An 18,539-nucleotide genomic window follows, 5' to 3' on the forward strand; every position below is an offset into this window, starting at 1 on the left:
TCAGCCCGCCTTGCCGTCGATTCGCGGACGTGTCAGCCAGGGCCAGTATTGACGTGCGTACAGTGCAAATGCCACACACCAGCACAGGCCGGCGGCATCGATCCACCCGGCACCCCGGTCACCCGCGAGCAACGGGCCGAAAACGCGCAGGACAGCGGCGGCGATCACGAGGCAGTAACAGGCAATCTCAGTTGACCCGGCGACAAGTGTGCGGCCGGTATGTCCGAGCGCGGTCCGCGTGATCATGGCGATGATCGCGCCTCCGAGCACACCGACGGTGAGGGCGTGGAGCGCGATGGAATGCGGCACCAGTCCGACGGCGCTCAGCATCAGCATGCCGAAGCCGAGTGGAACCCAAGCGTAGGCGGCGTGAAGAATGGAGAGAATGGGCCGGCAGCCGACCTTCCACGAACGCCATCCCGCAAGCCGGATGCCATGGACCACCGCCGTCGCGCCTGCCGCGCTGCCGACAAGCCACGCGCTCGCGCCCAGCGCGTCGAGCGCAAAAGCCAGCAGCGGCAACGGCACGGCCAGCGCTTCAATTGCGCGCCAGCGCCTGCAGACGTAGCCGGGTACAGCATTAGCCGTGAACATCGGCGTGACGCGACCCGCGATGATGGTGACGAGCGTCACCAGCAGTCCAACGGCGGCGTCAGCAGAGCGCAATGCCAGATCGGCCCGTCCCTGCAATACCCAGGCGTGAAACAGGATGTTCATCAGGCCGAGCATGCCCAGCACGACGGGTACAAAGATATTGTGGCGGTTGCGTGCCGGGATGAGCACGCGTAGCAGGATGATCATCAGGACGGGCAGAAACGCCGAATCCACGATCGCGGCCAGCGGCTCCGGGCCGAACCATACCGCGATGCGCCCCGCGAGCCACAGAAGCCATAACAGGGCCAACGGCGCGCCGGATGGTGTTTCGAGCGAGGTCCAGGCCCGCACCGCCGTCAGCAGAAAGCCAGCGACGACGGCTGCGGCAAACCCGAAGATCATCTCGTGCGTATGCCACAGGATGCCGTTGAATGACGTCATCCGGCCTGCCGGCACAAAACCATGCAGCGCGCCAAGCCAGACCAGCATGGCGAGCATCCCGAACAGCGCGCCACCGAGATAAAACGGCCGGAAGCCGAGCCTCAGGACGGGCAGATCCGATGCCGGAGTCACAAAAGAAGAGCGGTGCGGCAGATGCATTTTCATGACCGGACTCCTGCCCGGCGGCCCGTAGCGCCATGCGCGCGCGACACGGCCACCGGCACCAGTTCGCGACGGTCGGCCACGCCCAGGACCGATGCCGCCACGGTGGGCGCTGCAATGGCCTCCCGCAACGTCATCGTGTCAAGTTCATGGAGGAAGGCATCGACCGCCCGGTACAGCCTGCGCCTGAGGTTGCAGGCCGGAAAGATCGCGCAGTCGTGCGCGACGCTCATGTCGTGGCAACGCACGACGGAAAAATCCTTCTCGGCGACACGCACGATTTCCCCCACCGAGATGTGCTCGGGCGCGCGCGCCAGACGGGCGCCACCGGACCGGCCGCGCGTCGTCTCGATGAGACCGACCTGACTGAGTTCGTGGATGATTTTTGTCAGGTGGTTGCGCGAGATCCGATAGGCCCCCGCGATTTCGTCGATCGTCGCAACGTCACCATCCGGGTACTTCAGAGCGAGGTACATCATCACCCGAAGCGTGTAATCGGTGTAGACGGTGAGGTGCATGATGACTCCTTCCTTGAAGCGGCCCGCTAGCGCGAGGCCAGTCAACTTCGATTCGCGCTTAACATGCATTAACAATACATCATTAAAACCGGATTCACAATGACGCCGGGCCGTTGATGTCATTGACCATCGAGCGATCCGCCCTGACCTCTGGATGACCTCGCGCGCCCGCACCATCGCTGTCCCTCGGTGGCCGGCCATTTGAAGCCTTGTCATCGTGCGACCAATTGACCCAGATCAGATTCGGGTGTGGGCCCTGTGCTAAAACGTGCATAGGAAATGCATTTTATCCACCCGGCAAGCGCGGCGCCGGGCATCCACCTCTTCTTGGTGGCCTCGAAAGGAGCGCGTCATGCGACTGACGACCCGGCGTGCATCTCAATGCCTCAACTCACGCCTCCACCTGTGGTGGCGTCCTGCGCTGTTCCGGCTTTTCTTGAGCGTTCGCTTGATGGCGCCCCCGGTCGCGGGCCATTCGCGCGTAGCAATGCCATCCTGCGTGGTCGCCCGCCATGATGAGCGAGGCCGCTCGCGAGCTGCTCCACTGGCCCGAACATTGACGCTCTTCGTTCATTTTATTGTGGCTGTAGTTTCCTTCTGGAGTACGAACATGTCTACCATTGCCATCCCTGCCTCCGTGATTGTCGTCGACGTCGGTACTGTTGATCCGCGTGAGCGCCATTCCATGGTTTTCGACACGTTTGCGGGACTGGCCCCCGGCCAGGCGCTCGAGCTCGTGTCGGACCACAATCCCGAACCGTTACTCGAAGAGTTCGTCGCCGAACTGCCGGACGGGTTCTGGTGGCGGGGTGAAAAGGGTCCCCACGACCTCTGGCGCGTGTTGATTGTCAAACCAGAGACGGCGCTCGATTGACGGCAATGACCATGCGTACCACAGCCCTGTTGCGATTTGCACCGGCCGCCACAGGTATCGCCGCTGTCCCGCTGCTCGGCTGCGCCGTGCTGACCGGTTTGGCACGCCTTGGCGTGATGGTGCCGACGTTCGCACTGACACGCGCAGACTGGCACGGCGTGCTGATGATTCCGGTGTTTTTCGGCATCGTGATCAGCCTGGAGCGGGCGGTGGCGATGCAACGGGTGGCGCCTTATCTCGCACCGACGGGCACGGTGGTTGCCGGAGCCGCGCTGCTGGTCGGTGCGCCAGCGCCGGTCGTGCAGGCGTTGCTTGTGATCGCTGCTGGTATCCTGCTGGCTGTCAGCATCAAGCTGGCCTGGCATCAACCCACGTTGTTTCTGGTCGTCCTGGCCGGCGCTGCAGTCTGCTGGGCGGTCGGCAATGGCGTGTGGCTGATCGTCGGTGACATATCGGCCGCGGTACCGTGGTGGCTGTCGTTCCTGATGCTCACTATTGCAGGCGAACGCCTCGAACTGACGCGTCTGCTACCCGAATCAAGATGGGGACCCCGACAGTTCGTGATCATCGTCGTGGTCATCCTTGTCAGTGCAACCGGTGCACTGTGGTGGCCCGACGGCTCCCTGCGTGTGTTCGCCGGCGGACTGCTGGCGCTGGCCGTGTGGCTCGCACGCCATGACGTCGCCCGCCATACGGTGCGACAGACAGGATTGGTGCGTTTCATCGCCGTGTGTCTTTTGTCGGGCTATGGCTGGCTGGCCATTGGCGCGCTGCTGGGTCTCAGCGGTGCCTTCGCGCCCGGGCATGCATGGCGGGATGCTGCGCTGCACGCGATCACGCTGGGCTTTGTGCTTTCGATGCTCCTTGGCCACGCGCCACTCATCCTGCCGGCGGTGCTGCGTGTGCGCCTGGCGTACCACCCGAGCTTCTATGTACCCCTTGCAGTGCTGCATGCAGCGCTTCTGGTGCGAGTGGCTGGTGGCTTGAGCGGAGCATTCTGGCTGCGCCAGGCAGGCGGACTCGCAAGCGCGGCGGCGCTAGTGCTCTTCGCGCTCACCTTACTGACCGGCGCATACCGAACCTGGCGACGAACTGCTTCCGGCGGCATGTCGAGTCAGTAGGGTTATGCCGTCGCTGCCGCCCGCCGCCAGAGGTGCCTTCGCCACGCACGGATGTAGGGGATTTCGATCAGAGCTGCTGTTCACTTCTGGTCCTGCCTGGACGCCTGCGCTACACGATCGATCTGCCTACGTAGCATCTCGAAGCGCTCCAGTATGTCGTCGCCAAATAGCGGATCGGAGCCGCCCGGCACCGCCGCAGCTACCGCAGCCCAGTCCTCTCCCGTCAACACCTGCGCCGCACGAGGCATTACAACGCGCTCCTCGGTGGCAAGATGGTGACGATAATACACAAGGTACGTCGCGGTGGCCGCCTCAAGATGCGACCGGGGGGCCAAAACATCTTCTGAAATTTCCTTAAGGCAATTCAGAAGCTCCTCGCCTGCTGTCGCGATAACGCAGTGCTCCTGGAGAAGCCGGTTCACAAGCAATTGAACACCGGGATCCCGTTCAGCAAGCCGCGCGTACGCAACATCCTCCGGAGGATGGTGAACGCGATCGGCAAAATTCCGCATGTAGTAGAGGATATCGGACATAAGCGCGTAGTCCGGGCGCTCTCCCTGGTGGAATTCGGCGACCTGTTCTTCCAGGAGATCGAGGAGTCGCGCGAAATTGACGTGCTCGGCATGCCATAAGGTGGGTGAATCTGCCATTATCCGCTCCGGTGAATTTGAATCATGGACAACAAAGCGTTTGCTCGTCATTTTTGGTACGCCATGGCATCGAGCGGCCAACGCGGAATGCGCAATCCGGTAATTCGGCGCATCAACGTCGAATTGATCCGCCTGGCCGCGCGGTACAAGCGAGACTCGCATGACATCGCCGAGCCGTCATCCCTCAGATAAGCGGTTCTGACCGAATCAGTATTGACCTGGATCAATCGTAAGGTAGCGGTAGATTCTGCACACTCCCTTTAGCCGGGCGAGATAAGCTATCTGAGAGGTGTATTCCGCGATTCTGACCCGATGTCAGGGGGCATAACCATGAGCCGCCCGTCCCCTTCCTGCCACCCATGCCAGTCCAGTCTGGCGGTGGATCAAGTGGGGTGTGCTCGTCGCGATTCTGGCGGCCATCGCCATCGTGGTGCGCATCGTCCAGATCGAAATCGACACCTCGAGACTGCAGGTGCACTACCTCTCCGAGCTTACGCGCGACATCGGCTTCGCGGTTGAATCCGGGCCGAGCCACAGCATCCGTTTTCCCACGACAAATGGCCCCTACGACGTGCGGCTCGGCTACGCGCAGCTGGCGGCGTTCATCGACCGGCTCGAAAAGCGCGGCTTCACCATCGGCGCGCATGATCTCGCTCGCCGACGAGAGCCCCTTTCTTCCGTACGAGGAAAAGGACCAGGGCGGCATCGTGCTGCGCGACACGAACGGCGTGCTGCTGATCCACACGTGGTATCCGCAGCGCGTCTACGAGAACTTCGACGCCACGCCGCCCGAGAAGCTGCGCCAGATCGCGCCGGCCTCGGTGCGCGCCTACCTCGACGGCCCGCAGACGATGCCCGCGCGCCAGCAGATCCTCGTGCACTACCTGAATTTCGTGCCGCTCTCGGCGAAGGCGGGCGTGGGCGAGGTCAACGGCATCGGCGACTGCCTCGCGGCTTGGTACGGGCGCGACTTCCGCCACGTCATCCTTATCGCGACACTACCTACTGGAGTCCATGATAAATGACAGGCGGATGGTCGAGATCTTCCGGTATGACCCGCGCAAAGATGCCAGACCTTACATGCAGTCGTTCGAGCTCGAGCTCGATCCGCGCGACCGGATGCCGCCGGACGTTCTTGCCAGAATGAAATCAGCCCTCGCGATGTGTTTCACGCTGGAAACGCGCCGGTCGACAGGTAACGATCGCCCCGATCACAAACCACGAACACGATCGTTGCATTCTTGACCTCCCGAGCGATGCGCATGGCCACGGCGCAAGCGCCACCCGCCGAAATCCCGCAAAAAATCCCCTCGATCGCGGCAAGACGACGTGCGGCCGCCTCAGCTGTCGCCTGACTTACCGACTCGGTCCGATCGATCCGCGTGGGTTCGAAGAATGCCGGCAGATATCCGTCAGACCATTTGCGTATGCCCGTAATTCGCGAGCCGTCTTCAGGTTGCACCCCAACGATCTGAATGGCGGAATTCTGTTCCTTCAGAAACCGGCTTACGCCCATGATGGTTCCGGTTGTTCCCATGGCCGACACGAAATGCGTGATGCGCCCCTGCGTTTCACGCCAGATCTCAGGGCCTGTGCCTTCGTAATGTGCAAGTGGGTTGTCGGGATTCGAGAACTGATCGAGGACGACGCCTCGGCCTTCCCGTTCCATCTGGGCAGCGATGTCCCGTGCGCACTCCATGCCGCCCCTGGCCGGCGTCAGGATTATTTCGGCGCCATACGCTGCCATACTGCGACTCCGTTCCTCGGAGACATCCTCCGGCATGAGCAGCACCATCCGGTATCCGCGCAGCGCGGCCACCATGGCGAGGGCGATGCCGGTGTTGCCACTGGTCGCTTCGATCAGCACGTCGCCGGGCCGTATGCGTCCGCGACGTTCGGCCCCCCTGACCATCGACAGTGCCGCCCGATCCTTGACCGAACCCGCGGGGTTGTTACCCTCGAGTTTGCCGAGGATGACGTTGTTGCGTGCCCGGATCGTTTCATCTGGAAGGCGAACGAGTTCGATGAGCGAGGTGTCGCCAATGGCGGCTTCAATAGTTTTGTAGGTCATGTTTCAAGGTATTGGCGTGGTGTGAAAACCACGGCTGCCGGATCGTTTGGCGAAGCGCTTTTCCCGATGTTTTATGCGCGCGCGGTGACTGTCTCTAGCTGCTCGTGAGCATCCGCGTCCTCCGCGTCCTCCGGGTCCATCGCGACCAGTACTGCGCAGGAAACCCTGTCCAGCAGCAATCTGTCGTTCTTGCCGCTCCACCATCGCCGCACGGGGCCGGTTCGGCGATGTCCCACGACAACCAGATCGGCTTTCAACTCGCGGGCAAAAAACGGTATATGGTCCAGAGGGTCGCCAATCGCGAAATGGGGTGTAGCGATGACGCCACGCGCAGCGAGTTTCTCGATTCCATCGCGGAGTATCTCCCTCGCGGATTGCTCCAGCGCGGCAAGTGGCACGGCAGAGGCGACGTCGGCGCCCTGCGACCATGGCGGGATATTCAGAACGGCAAGCAGGTGCGTTTCCGCCTTGATCTGTTCCGCTAGCGAGGCGCCATGGCGCAACGCCCGCCGCCCTTCACGGGTTGCGTCATAACACAGCAGGATGCGCCCGAATGCAGACATGTCTTCATTCGCTCCGATTCAAGAAACCCCGCTATCCAGCAGCCGGGCGGTGGATGCAAAACTTTCGCATGGCCACCGCTTACGAGCGCGGAAAACAACGAGAAAAACTACGTCACGTCTGAATTATTATATATCATCTTGTGATGTATATGCGCTTTACGCCGGCAACCTGAATGGCAGCTCCATCCCAATCAAGGAGGTAATCCAATGGCTATCGGTACGGCGTCGTTTGCTACGCCACTGACCCGGCTGCTGGGCTGCCGGTATCCCGTCATCTCGGCGGGAATGGGCGGTCCGGCGCGTGCCGAGCTTGCAGCGGCCGTTTCCCGTGCCGGCGGATTTGGCCTGCTGGGTATGGTGCGCGAACCGCCTGAGTTGATCTCCCGCGAGATTGCTGCGGTGCGGGCCGCCACGGATCAGCCGTTCGGCGTCAATCTGATCCCGTCGGCCACGGACCCAACCCTCCTCGCGGCAGAACTCGATGTGTGTCTGGCCGCCCGTGTTCCAGCGATATGTTTCTTCTGGGACGTCGTACCCGACGTGGTCGCGCGAGCGAAAGATGCCGGCGTGCTGGTGCTCTATCAGGTCGGGTCACTCGAAGGTGCGCTCGCCGCGGAACAGGCGGGAGCCGATGTCGTGATTGCGCAGGGTATCGAAGCAGGTGGCCATGTACGGGGGCGTACAGGGATCCTCACGTTACTCCCCGAGATCGTCCGGCGTGTGCGCATTCCAGTTGTCGCGTCGGGCGGGTTCGCGACAGGCGCAGGCCTCGTAGCGGCGCTCGCGCTCGGTGCGGCAGGAATTCACTGCGGTACGCTTTTTCTCGCAACGCATGAGTCTTTCGCACATGACTATCACAAGCAACGCATTCTCGCCGCCCAGGCTGGGGATACGGTCTATAACGATCTGTTCGCGATCAACTGGCCACCTGACTCTCCCGTGCGCGTCCTGGAAAACAGCGTGACCAGGAAAGCCGGGAGCCACCTGTTCGGACATCATCCGGACAGGTTGCCACGCGAAGTGATCGCCTACGACGACGGGCGGCCGATCTACCGGTTCAGCACCGATTCGCCATTACGCAGCACGGTGGGAGATCTTGAGCAGATGGCGCTCTTTGCTGGCGAATCGGCAGCGCTCGTCGATCGGGTCTCCAGTGCCGCCGAGGTCATCGAGCGGCTGTTGAATGAGGCCATTGATGCCTCATCGCGAATCGCGCCGTTGTGCGTGCACACCGGATGTCTTTCGTGAACTGTCCGCCAGATGATCAACGTGCCTGATCCTGACGCGTTCACGTCGAACGTGGCCGGTCGCACGGCAGATGTCTATTTGCCCGAGCCGGTTTCTTCGACGCAACTCAGCACAAGTCGACTGCCCAGCCCCGCTTCAGCGCTGAGCGTGGCGCTGTGGAATTCGGTATCGGTGCATAGCCATTCGATACGAAAGTCCTTAAAACCCTTGCGGCAGCCTTGGGATGGCGCGCCCGTGAGCGCCTTGGGCAGGATATACGGGCAGGTCTGCAGTCCGTCGCACTGACGCGCGACGTTGTGGGTCACGTCGGCTCGCGGCATTTCGCAGTTCGTGCCATAGGTACCTGAGATGATCCTGATCGCCCGCGCTTCCGCGCCCGGGCTGGCCGCTACGGCAAGAATGCCCGCTAGTGCCCAGACACAGCGAAAGGCGCCGACAAGAATGGGCGATTTATATCGCCGGTGCGCTGTTGCCCTGGTCATTTTCGCTGACTAGCCGTGACAGGACGTTGGCGACCACCCGGTCGCAGTGGGCGCCGCCGAATTCGAATACGTCGCGCTCGGCGAGATCGATCTCGTGCGCTAATGATTCGCGCAGCAGACTCCTTGCGCGGAAATGCCGGCTGCGCACGGTCGCTTCCGGGATGTCGAGACATTGCGCAGTCTCCTCGACACTCATTTCCTCGACCGCACGCAGCACGAATACAACGCGAAAGACTTCCGGCAGTTCATCCAGCTTGCGCTCGAGCACGGCTCGCAGCTCGGCACGCGCTAACGCCTTGTCTGGGGAGTCGGAATCTTGCGGGGTCATGGCATCGATATCGACATGAGTGTTCGCGTCCACCATCGGAATCACGTTCTGACGGCGTGCTTCCCGGCGCAGGCGCCCATAGCATTCGTTGAGTACCAGGCGGGACAGCCAGGTGAGCAGCGTGGCATCGCCACGAAACCGCCCGATCGATCTATAGGCTGACAGATACGCTGCCTGCAGTGCGTCTTCTGCTTCCGTTCCATCACGCAACGTGGCGCGCGCCAGACGATACAAGCGCCGATTGTGCCGGCGCATCAGCCATTCGAACGCCAATCGATCTCCCGTGACGATGCGGCGGACTACTTCGCGTTCGTCGTCCGCGGCAAGCGTTGAATGTGTTTCAGCGATGTTCGTCATGACTGCCTCGCCAGGTCGTCCTCACGCATTGCTCGTTCCTCATTGCACGATCAGTGTGCCACGCATCGTGGTGTGGAGCGTGCACAGATACGGGTAGCTACCGGCCTGGCGTGCCACGTAACTCCACGATGCATCTGGCTGAATTTCGTGTGAATCGAACGCAGTCGGCGTTGCAGTCGCCGCTGCAGTTGCCGTATGGGGAAACAGATCCCTGTTGACCCACACCACACGATCGCCGCGGTGCACCGTGAGCACCGGCGGATTGAAGCGCATCTGCTCGATGACGATCACGTACGTTTTGGCCGCGGCATCGGACATGCCGGCCAGCGACATCGCCATGATCGCAACGAAAGCGCAGGCAAGGACAAGGCCGCTGGCATGTAGCGTGCCCCGGCGCCGTCCGGCCACACAAAGTGTCCGGTCACCCACCGCTCTTGCCCAACTCTGCCTGCAGATGCTTCGCGTGCTCGAGATGCGCAACAAAGGCCGGACGCACCTTGACGAGAAGCGCCTTCAGCTCGGCGTTCTGCGCATCTGGAATCAACGTCTTGTCCAGCGCGTCGAGAACGCTCTCGTGGTACGTCACCTCGTGGTCGATATACGCCCGATCGAACTGTGAGCCCTTTAGCGTTTTCAGGTTGGCGAGATTCGCGTCACCGCCTTGCTTGAGGCTCTGGCTCGTCGAATTGTCTTCCGGCGTCACGCCGAGTTTATGCACAAGGTCGGTGGCGGCCTTGTTCACGCCGCTGTGATCGGTGACCATAAGTTGCGCGAACGCTTTGACATCCTTCGACTTCGTTGTCGACTCCGCGAGCTTGCCCGCGTCGATATCCACCTGATTGGCGGTCACGACGATGGCCGCGATCTGGGGATCGGTGGGACCGGCGCTCTGTGCCCAGCCCGGGAGGCTGGTCAACGTGAGTGCACTGGCGAGTGCGCCGAACAGTGCTGCGCCGATTATCTTCATGTCGCGTCTCCTGAGTCATGATGGCAAGTCCGGGTCGGTCCGCACGTGATCCGCGGCCGATTCGATCCTGGATATGGTGTTGGATGTCACGTGTTCGAACCGCGTTCCCGTTTCGGCCCCCGGGCACCGCCTGCGATGCGCGTTTCTCTGACATGGTTGCGGAACAACCATGAGGAGCGTGACATCACGTCGCAACGCGGGGACGACATTGTCCAGGGAATGGATGCTGAATCAGTGGGGGAGGCGGGAAAGGGAGAGAGAGGTGCACCCCCGCAGGGGCACGGATGAAGCGTGCGTATCTGTTTCTGGCAGCCGACCGGCCGCTGACCCGCCGTAACCTTAAGGAACCGGAGGAAAGTGCCGCTTGGCGGGCTGAAGCCGCAAGCGCCGGAAGCGTTCTTTCTTGTGCTCTTCGTCGAAGTGGGCAAGAGACGGCTTGACCAGATCGCTGCGCGACACGATGCCGACCAGTTGCAACGTGTTGGAATTCGCGACCACGGGCAGCCGTTCGAGACCGTGCACCGCCAACCGCGTCGCGACGAGCCGGCAGGTTTCACCGGGCAATGCAAACGTGGGTGCGCGGTGCTGCAACATGTCGTAGAGACGCGAGTCGAGCGTCCCGTTCGGCGCGTCATCGCGCATCTTTTCCAGTACCGCGCGATCGACAACCCCCGCCAGCACGCCTTGCCGCACGACCGGATAGGCGCGATGCGTTTGCGTCGTGCCGAAGTACGTGGCGAGCACTTCGCGCACGGACATATCGCCATCAATCGTCTCGACTGCACGCGACATGACCTCGTCGACATGGTGGCGCTCGAGCGGATCGACACCGTATTCGCGATAAATGTGATATCCGCGCCGGGCAATTTTCTCGGTCATGATGGAGCGCTTCATGACGACCGTTGCAAACCCATGCGCGATCAAGGTAGCGGCGAGCAGCGGCAGCAATGCGTTGCTGTCGTGCGTGAGGCCAAATGCGAACACGATGGCGGTCAGCGGTGCGCCCAAGGTGGCGCCCAGCGTGGCCGCCATGCAGACGAGGGGCCACAGTGCGGGTTCGCCGCCCGGCAGCACGTGGCCAAGCACGACGCCGAGCCCCGCGCCCAGCATGAGCAGCGGAGCAAGGACGCCACCCGAGGTGCCTGAACCCAGCGCCACGACCCAGATGACCGCCTTCACGATGAGGATCGCCAGCGCGATCTGGATGGCAATGTGCTGGTGCAGCAGGTCGCCGATCACGTCATAGCCGACGCCCAGCGCACGAGGTTCGAGAAAGCCGCCGATGCCGACGACGAGGCCGCCGAGCGCGGGCCACCACATCCAGTGGATGGGAAGCTTGCCGAACAGATCTTCGGTCTTGTATAAGGTGGCAGACAGGCCCGACGCGAGCGCGCCGGACATCAGGCCTGCAATGACGCAGGACACCAGCGACAGCGCGCCGGGAGGCGCAGTCTCAAGCGGAAACAGTGGCCCCGTGCCGAACAATGCCGCGCGCGCAAAACCCGCGACTGCACACGCAAGGGCAACTGGCAGAAAACTGCGTGGGCGCCATTCGAACAGCAGCAGTTCGACCGCCAGCAGCACGGCCGCCACCGGCGTGCCAAAGACCGCCGTCATGCCCGCCGCCGCGCCGGCGACCAGCAGCGTCTTGCGTTCCGCGGACGTGACCTTCACGCACTACGCGATCAGCGACCCCAGTGCGCCGCCTGTCATGATGATCGGACCTTCTGCGCCGAACGGCCCGCCACTGCCGATCACAATGCCGGACGACAGGGGCTTGAGAATCGCCACTTTCGGCAACATGCGGCTCTTGCCGAACAGGATGGCCTCGATCGCTTCGGGAATGCCGTGCCCACGAATCTTCTCCGAGCCGTAGCGAGCCATGAGGCCGACGATGAGGCCGCCGATGACCGGAATGATCACCACCCAGATACCCAGCGTGTTGAGCGCCGGCGAGCGGTCCGCAAACGAAAATTCCCGGAAGAAAAACAGGTTGGTGAACAGGTGAATCAGGTTCAACAGCACGAACGCCGCGAGCGTGCTGAGCGCGCCGATCCCGGCGGCGAGCGCGGAAATGCCGGGAAGCCGCGCGTTGATGGAAAAATCGCGCTTATGGGTATCGAGACTCATGGTGACTCAAAAATCAATCTGAGGGACGCTAAAGGCGCCTTCGAGCGACTTCAGTTCGGCACGGTGCATCTCGGCGAGACGGGCGAGCACCTGCTCACCGGCCTTCAACAAATGAACCTCGACCTGGCGACGGTCCGTCTCACTGACCTTTCTGCGGACCAGATCGAGCGCCTCACAGCGGGACACGAGCGCGACCACGCCGTGATGCTGCGCCTGCAGCCGTTCCGCAAGCTCGCCGACGGTTGCCCAGGCGCGTTCCGGATAACCCTTGATGTGCAGGAGCAGCAGATACTGCAATGGTGTAATGCCTTCACCGTGAGCGGCCTGCTCAGAAAAACGCTCAAAGCGCCGCATCTGGTAGCGAAACTCCGACAGTTGTTCGAAGTCCGTCTTGGTCAAGCCGCGAGTGAGTGTTTTCATCGGCGTTCCTTGGAGAAATAGGTGAGGCGAAAAGTATATCTAAATATGATATTTAGCGTGTGTTCAACACCGACGAAGGGTGACAACGGCTAGGCCGCGCGCCGCTGCTGCGCGTAAGCCTGGCGATAGAGTCCCGCGATGAGGTCAGCCTGTGTGATCATTCCGGCAAGCCGCTGATTCGAGTCCAGAACCGGGATGTGATGGTGCCCGTAGTTCGCGAACACCGGCACCAGTTCGACGATCGGCGTCGTCGCGTCGACCGTGCGAACGTCGACGTTCATCAGTGCACCGACAAGCGGCGCCGGAGTGATGCTGCGCCGGAACCAGCGTTGCACGGGGGACGACAAACCGGTCCCTCTGCTGAACGCCCGTTTGTCGACAAGGTCGGCGCGGGTCACGATACCGATTACGTGCTGTCTCTCGTCAGTGACCGGGAGCGCTTTGATATGGCGCTGTTTAAGCAGACTCCATGCGGCCGAAGCTCTCGTGTTTGCCGACACGGCGACCAGCGAACGCGACATGATGTCCGCGCAAGTCAGTTCATTGAACGTGCGGGCGTAGGCCTGCAACTGAACGTCGCGCAGCAGGGATTCCAGATCGTCCGTGTCGATATCGAGCAATTCCCCGCGCCGGTTCAGCACCGCCTCGAGGTCCGCGCGCGTGAAACCTTCATTCGACGCCGCAGCCGATGCGGCCGCGCCATTGCCCGAACTCTGCGCAACGTGCGGGTATCGATGCCCGGTAGCAGCGTGATAGAGGATAGCCGCGCACAGCAGCATCACCGACTGGATCGCAATCGGTTCAGCTACAAAGCGGTAGCCCAGCGCGTGCACGGCCGGACCGCCAAGGACCGCGGTCAGGGCGACCGCGCCGGACGGAGGGTGAACACACCGCAGCGCGAACATCGCACAGATCGCCAGTGAAACGGCCAATGCGGCGGCGCCCACTGGATCGGCGATCCAACTCGCACAGGCAACGCCGACCGTCGCGGAGACGATATTGCCGCCGATGATGGACCACGGTTGCGCAAGCGGACTCGCAGGAACCGCGAACAGCAGCACGGCCGACGCGCCCATTGGCGCAACGAGGAGCGGAATGTTTGCTGCCGGTCCGAGAAGGACGTGCATTGTCACCGCCGGTGAAGGCAATCCCAAGCAATGCGCCGAGACACGATCTCAAGCGTTCCGGCCACCGGACGGCAATGGGGTGAGGGGCAAAGCTGGAAAACCAGCGAACAAGAGCGTAGCGGGACAAGATTCGAATAGGAAAGTAAGGAGGGGTATCACATGGGACGGGGCCACACCTTACGGTGAAATCCTCGCGAAACGAAAGAACGCATCGTCATGATTATATTTTATTGTGATATAAAAATGCGTTTCGGGTCGCCGCGATCCGATAGAGCAGGGCGGGTCACGGGATCAGACTGGTTCTGCGTCTGGCGCGGAATGGTCCGATTGACGGCATTTTCAGCTTGAATAGATCACAATATGATATAAAATGAAAACAGGCCTTCTCGTGACTGGTTCTTGAACAGGAGCAGTCCGGATGAAACTACAAGGATGATTTGCCCGGATCGCACGCGCCCATGGGGATGCCGTGCTTCTCCGATGCGCAAAGCCGGTCATCGCGGAGGCCCCGGCCGTCGTCACATGCGGCCGTCGTCACAGGAGACGATCACCGGTTGCCCGGGTCTTGCTGCGTAACAGTGCGAAAGACGCGTTGCACTCGTCCTCCGGAGTGAGTCCGAATGGCTTCCCGGTGCGATGACGCAATTCAGATCGAAGCAAGGAGCCACCATGCTGATCACATTTCAATCGCCCGCCACACCCGATGTCGTGATGCTCAGGGATCTCGCCCAGTATCTGGTGGGTCTTGTGGGCAAGCGGCTCGATACGCGTGGGGTTATTCTCCACGACGAGCTGCCTCGCGCAATCAGCCGTCTCGAAACGGCGATTTCGGACGATGAAAAAGCGGAGATTGCCCTCGAATCACTACAGTATTCCCGCGAACGCCGTCAGGAATCCGGCAGTGGACTTTCGCAACGGGCCTGGCCATTTCTCGACATGATGCGTGAGGCCAGCAAACAGAATGCCGACATTATCTGGGGGCTGTAGACGCCGCATTGCAGCGAGAGTGTATGCCGGTTGCGTGCCGCACCGCTCGCTGAAGGACGCCAGGATGAAACAATGGATTGCACCGCGCCTGTTGGCGGCGGTTCTCGCCGCGTGCGGCATCTGTGCGCCGGCGTGGGCGGGCGCGCATCCCTGCGCCCAACCACAAGATGTTGGCTCAAGATCGTGCGTCAGCCGGAACGGCGGCGAGCCAGTCAGGACGTGGGGAGCTGCGTCAGCCAATGAAGCGACTGCGCCGTATTTCCCCGGTATTCCGATGAGGGTTGTCAGCGCGTACGGCCGTACGACGCTCGATATGCTATCGAGCGGACCCTTCATGCTGGTGAAGTGGCCGAATGGCTGCTGCCCGGACAGCAGACGATGGCACACGGAAGACACGCGTCATAAGCATACTGGCGACGACCAGCATGTGATCTTTCTCTGGCCCGCGCTGTAGACGATCCGTCGACGGGACGAACAATCCAGATGAAGCGTCGCCCGGCCGCCTACGATTGTCGCATCGGCGGCCAGGATCTGAGAAGGTGAAGGAGACATCACTGGACCGATACCGCCAGCAGCGTTAAGGTCCGTGACGCGTGCGGTTCCACCAGTGCCTGCCGGTTGCATGCCGGAAAATCCGTTCACGAGGATTGTCTCCCGGAGCCTGCGCAACGACGAAAAAAATCACCAGCACCAGCACAGCGCCCGCAACAACAATCTGTACCAGAAGATCCATTATCATCTTCGCCTCCATCATGGTCGTGCGCCCAATAAGAGATCCTGGCCGCCACGATTCGAATTCGTGCAAGACCGTCAGGCGGCCACCTTGAACAGGACGCCGCAAGATACGCGGTCGAGCAGCAATGCATGGTTTTCGCCCGACCACCAGCGCGCAAAAAATCCATGTGGATGATGCCCGATGACGATCAGGTCGACCTTCAGTGAATCCGCCAGGCGGGAAATCTGGTCAATCGCATTTCCGACCGAATAGTGTCCCGTTGCGATAACACCCCATGCCCGCAGCCAGTCAATTCCCTCGCGCAGTGTCTCTTGTGCCGCCTGCTCATCGGCCTCGAATTTCATCGACGAAAGAACGTCGAACCCGCTTGACCAGTAGGTGTAGTCGAAAATCGAGAGCAAATGGGTTTCAGCTTGCAGCTGCTGCGCGAGGGCCGCACCGAAGCGCAGCGCGAGCCGCCCTTCCGGTGTGGCGTCGTAGCAGAGAAGGATCCGGTTGAACGGGGCCATGGTGGATTCCTTTGCCAACTTTCGCGGTGCTATCCATCCGAGCGATCGAATCGGTTCGCCGCGAAATTGTTCAGGTGAACATCGGCACAGCCTCGATCAGCACGAAGCCCAGTAACGCGCCTACAGCCGCACCCAGCAGCTTCGGATGCCAGCGTTGCAACTGCAGCATGCTGAACAGGTCGCCAACCAGGATCGTGCCGAGCAGCGCAAATGCAATCAGCAGGTAGCTGATTTCAAAGTCGTTGTTAATGACCATCGCACCTCCTTTGCGTTTCGTGATCCGGCGTCCCGGAAATTCCTGCAGCTGCTTTGCAGCGGCAATGCGACCGCTGTCGCGGATTCAGGTTTCCTTGCTGCGGTCGAACCGTCGACCCACATCCGTTTCCGTAGTCGGAGATTCGATTTAATTATATATCACAAAGTGATATATGTAACTAACCGATCAAAGCCTCGGACCCGTTCGGCGGGGCCGAGCCAGCTGTGTCTGTACCGGCTTGGCTCGAACATTGAGCGTCTGCCTTACGGTAATAGGGTGGTGGTGCTCATACAGCAGATTGGGTCGACACGCGACGTGCGACTCTTCTGTTCACATCGCCGTCGGCTGGCCTGCTGGATGTGGGCGTGGCGGGTCGAGTAGCAAAGTGACAGTCGCTGTCGCGTGACCACTTTTTAGGGGCTAAGACTAATGTTCTAACTGAACCGCGTCTGCCAGCCATTGAATTTTGTCTCCCGAAAAACCTCACCGTCGGAAGGAACCCATTCCCAACCTAATGCAACTAACCGTCAACAATCTCCGCATAAACCGCAAACGTCGAAACCACGTCTATAAGGTCCGGGGCTCGTCATGGAATTCGCCCGCAATCGCGGTCCGGTCAATCGCCGTTAGCTAAGAGCCTCATCTGATAAATTTGGAGATGAGCGGTCGGCAGGCTAAAGTTTGCCGACGAATTTACGAGGTGTAGCATGGACGAACGTGCCGGATTTCGCCCCGAGCGTGTCGGCCGACGAAAGCAGAATCAATTTTCGGCTGTCCCAAGCGATTGGATTCACTCAGTGTGTAATCACGCGCGAGACACTTGAAGTCCATTTCTGGCTGTCACCACGCGCCGATGCGAGTCGGATGCTCAAAGTGTTCGCCGACGGTCGAGATCGTATCGTCGCGGTCGCGGAGCGAAGAATGCGGACTCGGCCGGGCCCTCTGATTCGACTCGCGAGTAATGACTTCACCGCCAGATGTTAGGCTGGCGGCGCCTCGTGCGCAGGCAAGTCGTGACGGTATTGACCTGATTTCAATCGCGACCAGCCGTGCCCGAAATTACAGGAACAAGATTGTGCCGGCTAACACCGAGGAAATATTATTCGTTATCCTATCAAATTGACATAATTAAAGTGATCACTTCTCGTGAACTTTTTAGTTCAAAACGTACGCTGTTGGTTGCGGCTCACTTGTCTATTGTTGGTTTCAAACGCCCATGCCCGAGAACAAAAACCCGCTTGGCAACCAGGGGGCCCAGGGCGATGAAGATCTAGGTAATGCCTTATGTTGATAGGCAACCACGGGCGGCGGGCGCGCGCCGGATCGTTACGTCGTTGGTGATCGATGGGCTTGTGACTTCTGGTAAATTTATCGCTGCGGGGCGCAGTACAAATACAAAGACCGCGAATGACATCGTCGAGGTGTGTCATGGAAGTTCTTGATCGCGTGGCCGCCGTCTCGCCGGACGGACGCGCCGTGGTTTTCATGCTGTCGGCCCGCGGCCGCGACGTCGAAGGCGCGGTTGCGCGTGATGCACTCGAAGAACACTTCTGGCTACCGCCCGACGCCGACGCGGCACGCACACTCAAGACATTTGAAAACGGCCGCAACCGCATCGTCGCGGTCGCACAAAGAAAGTTACTAGCGCGACCGGACGAGCCGCTGTGGCTGACCGTCAACGACTTTCTGACCCGGTAACCGACCGTTGACTGACGACGAGTGTCGCGTGGATGTGCATCTGATAAAAACCTAAAAAAGCACGATCGTGCAAATGTTGATCATTTCTTTTATGCAATATTTCAAAATGGAGAGGATGTCTTAGTGTCGTCGCGGAGCTGGTGGCGGTGAATCGGTTGGTCGGGGTGGCAATAACATCAGTTGAACGAAACCGCTGACGCGGTAGCAGGTGGTCGGCTGGCGGCGGCGTCTTCGACACCGTTCATGGCGTGTGTCCCCTCGGGTGGGACGATGGCAGTGCAGTTTGCTGCCTCGTCCCTT

At 61.0% G+C, this 18,539-nt stretch carries 19 protein-coding genes and 3 pseudogenes; 7 read left to right on the forward strand and 15 right to left on the reverse strand.

All coding sequences use genetic code 11. From position 1 onward, the window contains the following. Both DLM46_RS34340 and DLM46_RS34345 read right to left on the reverse strand, forming a co-directional pair. The gene (locus tag DLM46_RS34340; protein ID WP_115108528.1) at positions 1–1,200 is read right to left on the reverse strand and encodes an NnrS family protein; all 1,200 of its coding nucleotides are present in this window, start codon (positions 1,198–1,200) and stop codon (positions 1–3) included. Then, a complete protein-coding gene (locus DLM46_RS34345; protein ID WP_115108576.1) occupies positions 1,197–1,715 on the reverse strand; it encodes an Rrf2 family transcriptional regulator in 519 nt (172 codons plus the stop codon). Before DLM46_RS34345 ends, DLM46_RS34340 begins: the two co-directional genes overlap by 4 nt. Before the next feature lie 610 nt (positions 1,716–2,325). On the opposite strand from DLM46_RS34345, the gene DLM46_RS34350 reads away from it, so the two are divergent. Further along, positions 2,326–2,589: a DUF2249 domain-containing protein gene (locus DLM46_RS34350; protein ID WP_115108530.1), complete on the forward strand. Its 264-nt coding sequence runs from the start codon at positions 2,326–2,328 to the stop codon at positions 2,587–2,589. Positions 2,590–2,600: 11 nt separating this feature from the next. After that, entirely contained in the window at positions 2,601–3,710 is a 1,110-nt protein-coding gene (locus tag DLM46_RS34355) for a hypothetical protein (protein WP_208866395.1), read from the forward strand. A gap of 80 nt (positions 3,711–3,790) precedes the next feature. Here the strand turns inward: DLM46_RS34355 and DLM46_RS34360 are convergent, their stop codons facing one another. Beyond that, a complete protein-coding gene (locus DLM46_RS34360; protein ID WP_244306482.1) occupies positions 3,791–4,522 on the reverse strand; it encodes a hemerythrin domain-containing protein in 732 nt (243 codons plus the stop codon). Between the two features lie 220 nt (positions 4,523–4,742). Between DLM46_RS34360 and DLM46_RS34365 the strand changes: the two are divergent. Then, positions 4,743–5,367, forward strand: a pseudogene (locus tag DLM46_RS34365) (hypothetical protein); the annotation flags it as partial. 161 nt (positions 5,368–5,528) lie between these two features. Here DLM46_RS34365 and cysM read toward each other — a convergent pair. Together cysM and DLM46_RS34380 are read right to left on the reverse strand one after the other, a co-directional pair. Beyond that, complete coding sequence (gene cysM / locus DLM46_RS34375) at positions 5,529–6,431, reverse strand: cysteine synthase CysM (RefSeq protein WP_115108535.1); 903 nt, start codon at positions 6,429–6,431, stop codon at positions 5,529–5,531. Between the two features lie 71 nt (positions 6,432–6,502). After that, complete coding sequence (locus DLM46_RS34380; RefSeq protein WP_115108537.1) at positions 6,503–6,994, reverse strand: universal stress protein; 492 nt, start codon at positions 6,992–6,994, stop codon at positions 6,503–6,505. 207 nt (positions 6,995–7,201) lie between these two features. Here DLM46_RS34380 and DLM46_RS34385 point away from each other — a divergent pair, with 207 nt between their 5' ends. Then, positions 7,202–8,242 carry an NAD(P)H-dependent flavin oxidoreductase gene (locus DLM46_RS34385; protein WP_115108539.1) on the forward strand — a complete coding sequence of 347 codons (1,041 nt, stop codon included), beginning with the start codon at positions 7,202–7,204 and terminating at the stop codon, positions 8,240–8,242. 74 nt (positions 8,243–8,316) lie between these two features. Here the strand turns inward: DLM46_RS34385 and DLM46_RS34390 are convergent, their stop codons facing one another. The 7 genes and pseudogenes from DLM46_RS34390 to DLM46_RS34420 form a co-directional block, all read right to left on the reverse strand. Beyond that, on the reverse strand, positions 8,317–8,562 hold the full coding sequence (locus tag DLM46_RS34390) for a hypothetical protein (RefSeq protein WP_115108542.1): 246 nt from the start codon (positions 8,560–8,562) through the stop codon (positions 8,317–8,319). Between the two features lie 130 nt (positions 8,563–8,692). Continuing rightward, positions 8,693–9,409: an RNA polymerase sigma factor gene (locus tag DLM46_RS34395; protein WP_115108544.1), complete on the reverse strand. Its 717-nt coding sequence runs from the start codon at positions 9,407–9,409 to the stop codon at positions 8,693–8,695. A 39-nt stretch (positions 9,410–9,448) separates the two neighbouring features. Next, positions 9,449–9,817 carry a cupredoxin domain-containing protein gene (locus DLM46_RS34400; protein ID WP_341868620.1) on the reverse strand — a complete coding sequence of 123 codons (369 nt, stop codon included), beginning with the start codon at positions 9,815–9,817 and terminating at the stop codon, positions 9,449–9,451. A gap of 13 nt (positions 9,818–9,830) precedes the next feature. After that, on the reverse strand, positions 9,831–10,376 hold the full coding sequence (locus DLM46_RS34405) for a DUF4142 domain-containing protein (protein ID WP_115108548.1): 546 nt from the start codon (positions 10,374–10,376) through the stop codon (positions 9,831–9,833). Positions 10,377–10,715: 339 nt separating this feature from the next. Continuing rightward, a pseudogene (locus tag DLM46_RS34410) lies at positions 10,716–12,506 on the reverse strand (chloride channel protein). Positions 12,507–12,512: 6 nt separating this feature from the next. Further along, positions 12,513–12,926: a MarR family winged helix-turn-helix transcriptional regulator gene (locus tag DLM46_RS34415; RefSeq protein ID WP_115108550.1), complete on the reverse strand. Its 414-nt coding sequence runs from the start codon at positions 12,924–12,926 to the stop codon at positions 12,513–12,515. 89 nt (positions 12,927–13,015) lie between these two features. Continuing rightward, positions 13,016–14,180: pseudogene (locus tag DLM46_RS34420) on the reverse strand (HPP family protein). A gap of 542 nt (positions 14,181–14,722) precedes the next feature. Here DLM46_RS34420 and DLM46_RS34425 point away from each other — a divergent pair. Beyond that, on the forward strand, positions 14,723–15,040 hold the full coding sequence (locus tag DLM46_RS34425; RefSeq protein WP_115108552.1) for a DUF1840 domain-containing protein: 318 nt from the start codon (positions 14,723–14,725) through the stop codon (positions 15,038–15,040). Between the two features lie 577 nt (positions 15,041–15,617). Here the strand turns inward: DLM46_RS34425 and DLM46_RS39715 are convergent. From DLM46_RS39715 to DLM46_RS34440, 3 genes are all read right to left on the reverse strand, one after another. Beyond that, positions 15,618–15,794 carry a hypothetical protein gene (locus tag DLM46_RS39715; protein WP_165848121.1) on the reverse strand — a complete coding sequence of 59 codons (177 nt, stop codon included), beginning with the start codon at positions 15,792–15,794 and terminating at the stop codon, positions 15,618–15,620. Positions 15,795–15,850: 56 nt separating this feature from the next. Next, positions 15,851–16,285: a universal stress protein gene (locus tag DLM46_RS34435; RefSeq protein ID WP_115108556.1), complete on the reverse strand. Its 435-nt coding sequence runs from the start codon at positions 16,283–16,285 to the stop codon at positions 15,851–15,853. Between the two features lie 70 nt (positions 16,286–16,355). After that, the gene (locus DLM46_RS34440; RefSeq protein WP_115108558.1) at positions 16,356–16,541 is read right to left on the reverse strand and encodes a hypothetical protein; all 186 of its coding nucleotides are present in this window, start codon (positions 16,539–16,541) and stop codon (positions 16,356–16,358) included. Between the two features lie 738 nt (positions 16,542–17,279). On the opposite strand from DLM46_RS34440, the gene DLM46_RS34445 reads away from it, so the two are divergent. Together DLM46_RS34445 and DLM46_RS34450 are read left to right on the forward strand one after the other, a co-directional pair. After that, positions 17,280–17,525, forward strand: coding sequence for a DUF1488 family protein (locus DLM46_RS34445; RefSeq protein WP_244306483.1), 246 nt, complete (start codon positions 17,280–17,282; stop codon positions 17,523–17,525). A gap of 444 nt (positions 17,526–17,969) precedes the next feature. Next, on the forward strand, positions 17,970–18,239 hold the full coding sequence (locus tag DLM46_RS34450; RefSeq protein WP_115108563.1) for a DUF1488 family protein: 270 nt from the start codon (positions 17,970–17,972) through the stop codon (positions 18,237–18,239). Positions 18,240–18,539: the final 300 nt, after the last annotated feature.

The organism is Paraburkholderia lacunae, assembly GCF_003353175.1.
In the GTDB taxonomy this organism is placed as follows: domain Bacteria; phylum Pseudomonadota; class Gammaproteobacteria; order Burkholderiales; family Burkholderiaceae; genus Paraburkholderia; species Paraburkholderia lacunae.

Coding starts and splice junctions, on each gene's coding strand:
- DLM46_RS34440 (WP_115108558.1), bottom strand. CDS start 16,541: ATGGTCATTAACAACGACTTTGAAATCAGCTACCTGCTGATTGCATTT.
- DLM46_RS34435 (WP_115108556.1), bottom strand. CDS start 16,285: ATGGCCCCGTTCAACCGGATCCTTCTCTGCTACGACGCCACACCGGAA.
- DLM46_RS34385 (WP_115108539.1), top strand. CDS start 7,202: ATGGCTATCGGTACGGCGTCGTTTGCTACGCCACTGACCCGGCTGCTG.
- DLM46_RS34450 (WP_115108563.1), top strand. CDS start 17,970: ATGGAAGTTCTTGATCGCGTGGCCGCCGTCTCGCCGGACGGACGCGCC.
- DLM46_RS34345 (WP_115108576.1), bottom strand. CDS start 1,715: ATGCACCTCACCGTCTACACCGATTACACGCTTCGGGTGATGATGTAC.
- DLM46_RS34360 (WP_244306482.1), bottom strand. CDS start 4,522: ATGCGAGTCTCGCTTGTACCGCGCGGCCAGGCGGATCAATTCGACGTT.
- DLM46_RS34340 (WP_115108528.1), bottom strand. CDS start 1,200: ATGAAAATGCATCTGCCGCACCGCTCTTCTTTTGTGACTCCGGCATCG.
- DLM46_RS34380 (WP_115108537.1), bottom strand. CDS start 6,994: ATGTCTGCATTCGGGCGCATCCTGCTGTGTTATGACGCAACCCGTGAA.
- DLM46_RS34350 (WP_115108530.1), top strand. CDS start 2,326: ATGTCTACCATTGCCATCCCTGCCTCCGTGATTGTCGTCGACGTCGGT.
- DLM46_RS34405 (WP_115108548.1), bottom strand. CDS start 10,376: ATGAAGATAATCGGCGCAGCACTGTTCGGCGCACTCGCCAGTGCACTC.
- cysM (WP_115108535.1), bottom strand. CDS start 6,431: ATGACCTACAAAACTATTGAAGCCGCCATTGGCGACACCTCGCTCATC.
- DLM46_RS34395 (WP_115108544.1), bottom strand. CDS start 9,409: ATGACGAACATCGCTGAAACACATTCAACGCTTGCCGCGGACGACGAA.
- DLM46_RS34425 (WP_115108552.1), top strand. CDS start 14,723: ATGCTGATCACATTTCAATCGCCCGCCACACCCGATGTCGTGATGCTC.
- DLM46_RS39715 (WP_165848121.1), bottom strand. CDS start 15,794: ATGATGGAGGCGAAGATGATAATGGATCTTCTGGTACAGATTGTTGTT.
- DLM46_RS34390 (WP_115108542.1), bottom strand. CDS start 8,562: ATGCCGCGAGCCGACGTGACCCACAACGTCGCGCGTCAGTGCGACGGA.
- DLM46_RS34355 (WP_208866395.1), top strand. CDS start 2,601: ATGCGTACCACAGCCCTGTTGCGATTTGCACCGGCCGCCACAGGTATC.
- DLM46_RS34415 (WP_115108550.1), bottom strand. CDS start 12,926: ATGAAAACACTCACTCGCGGCTTGACCAAGACGGACTTCGAACAACTG.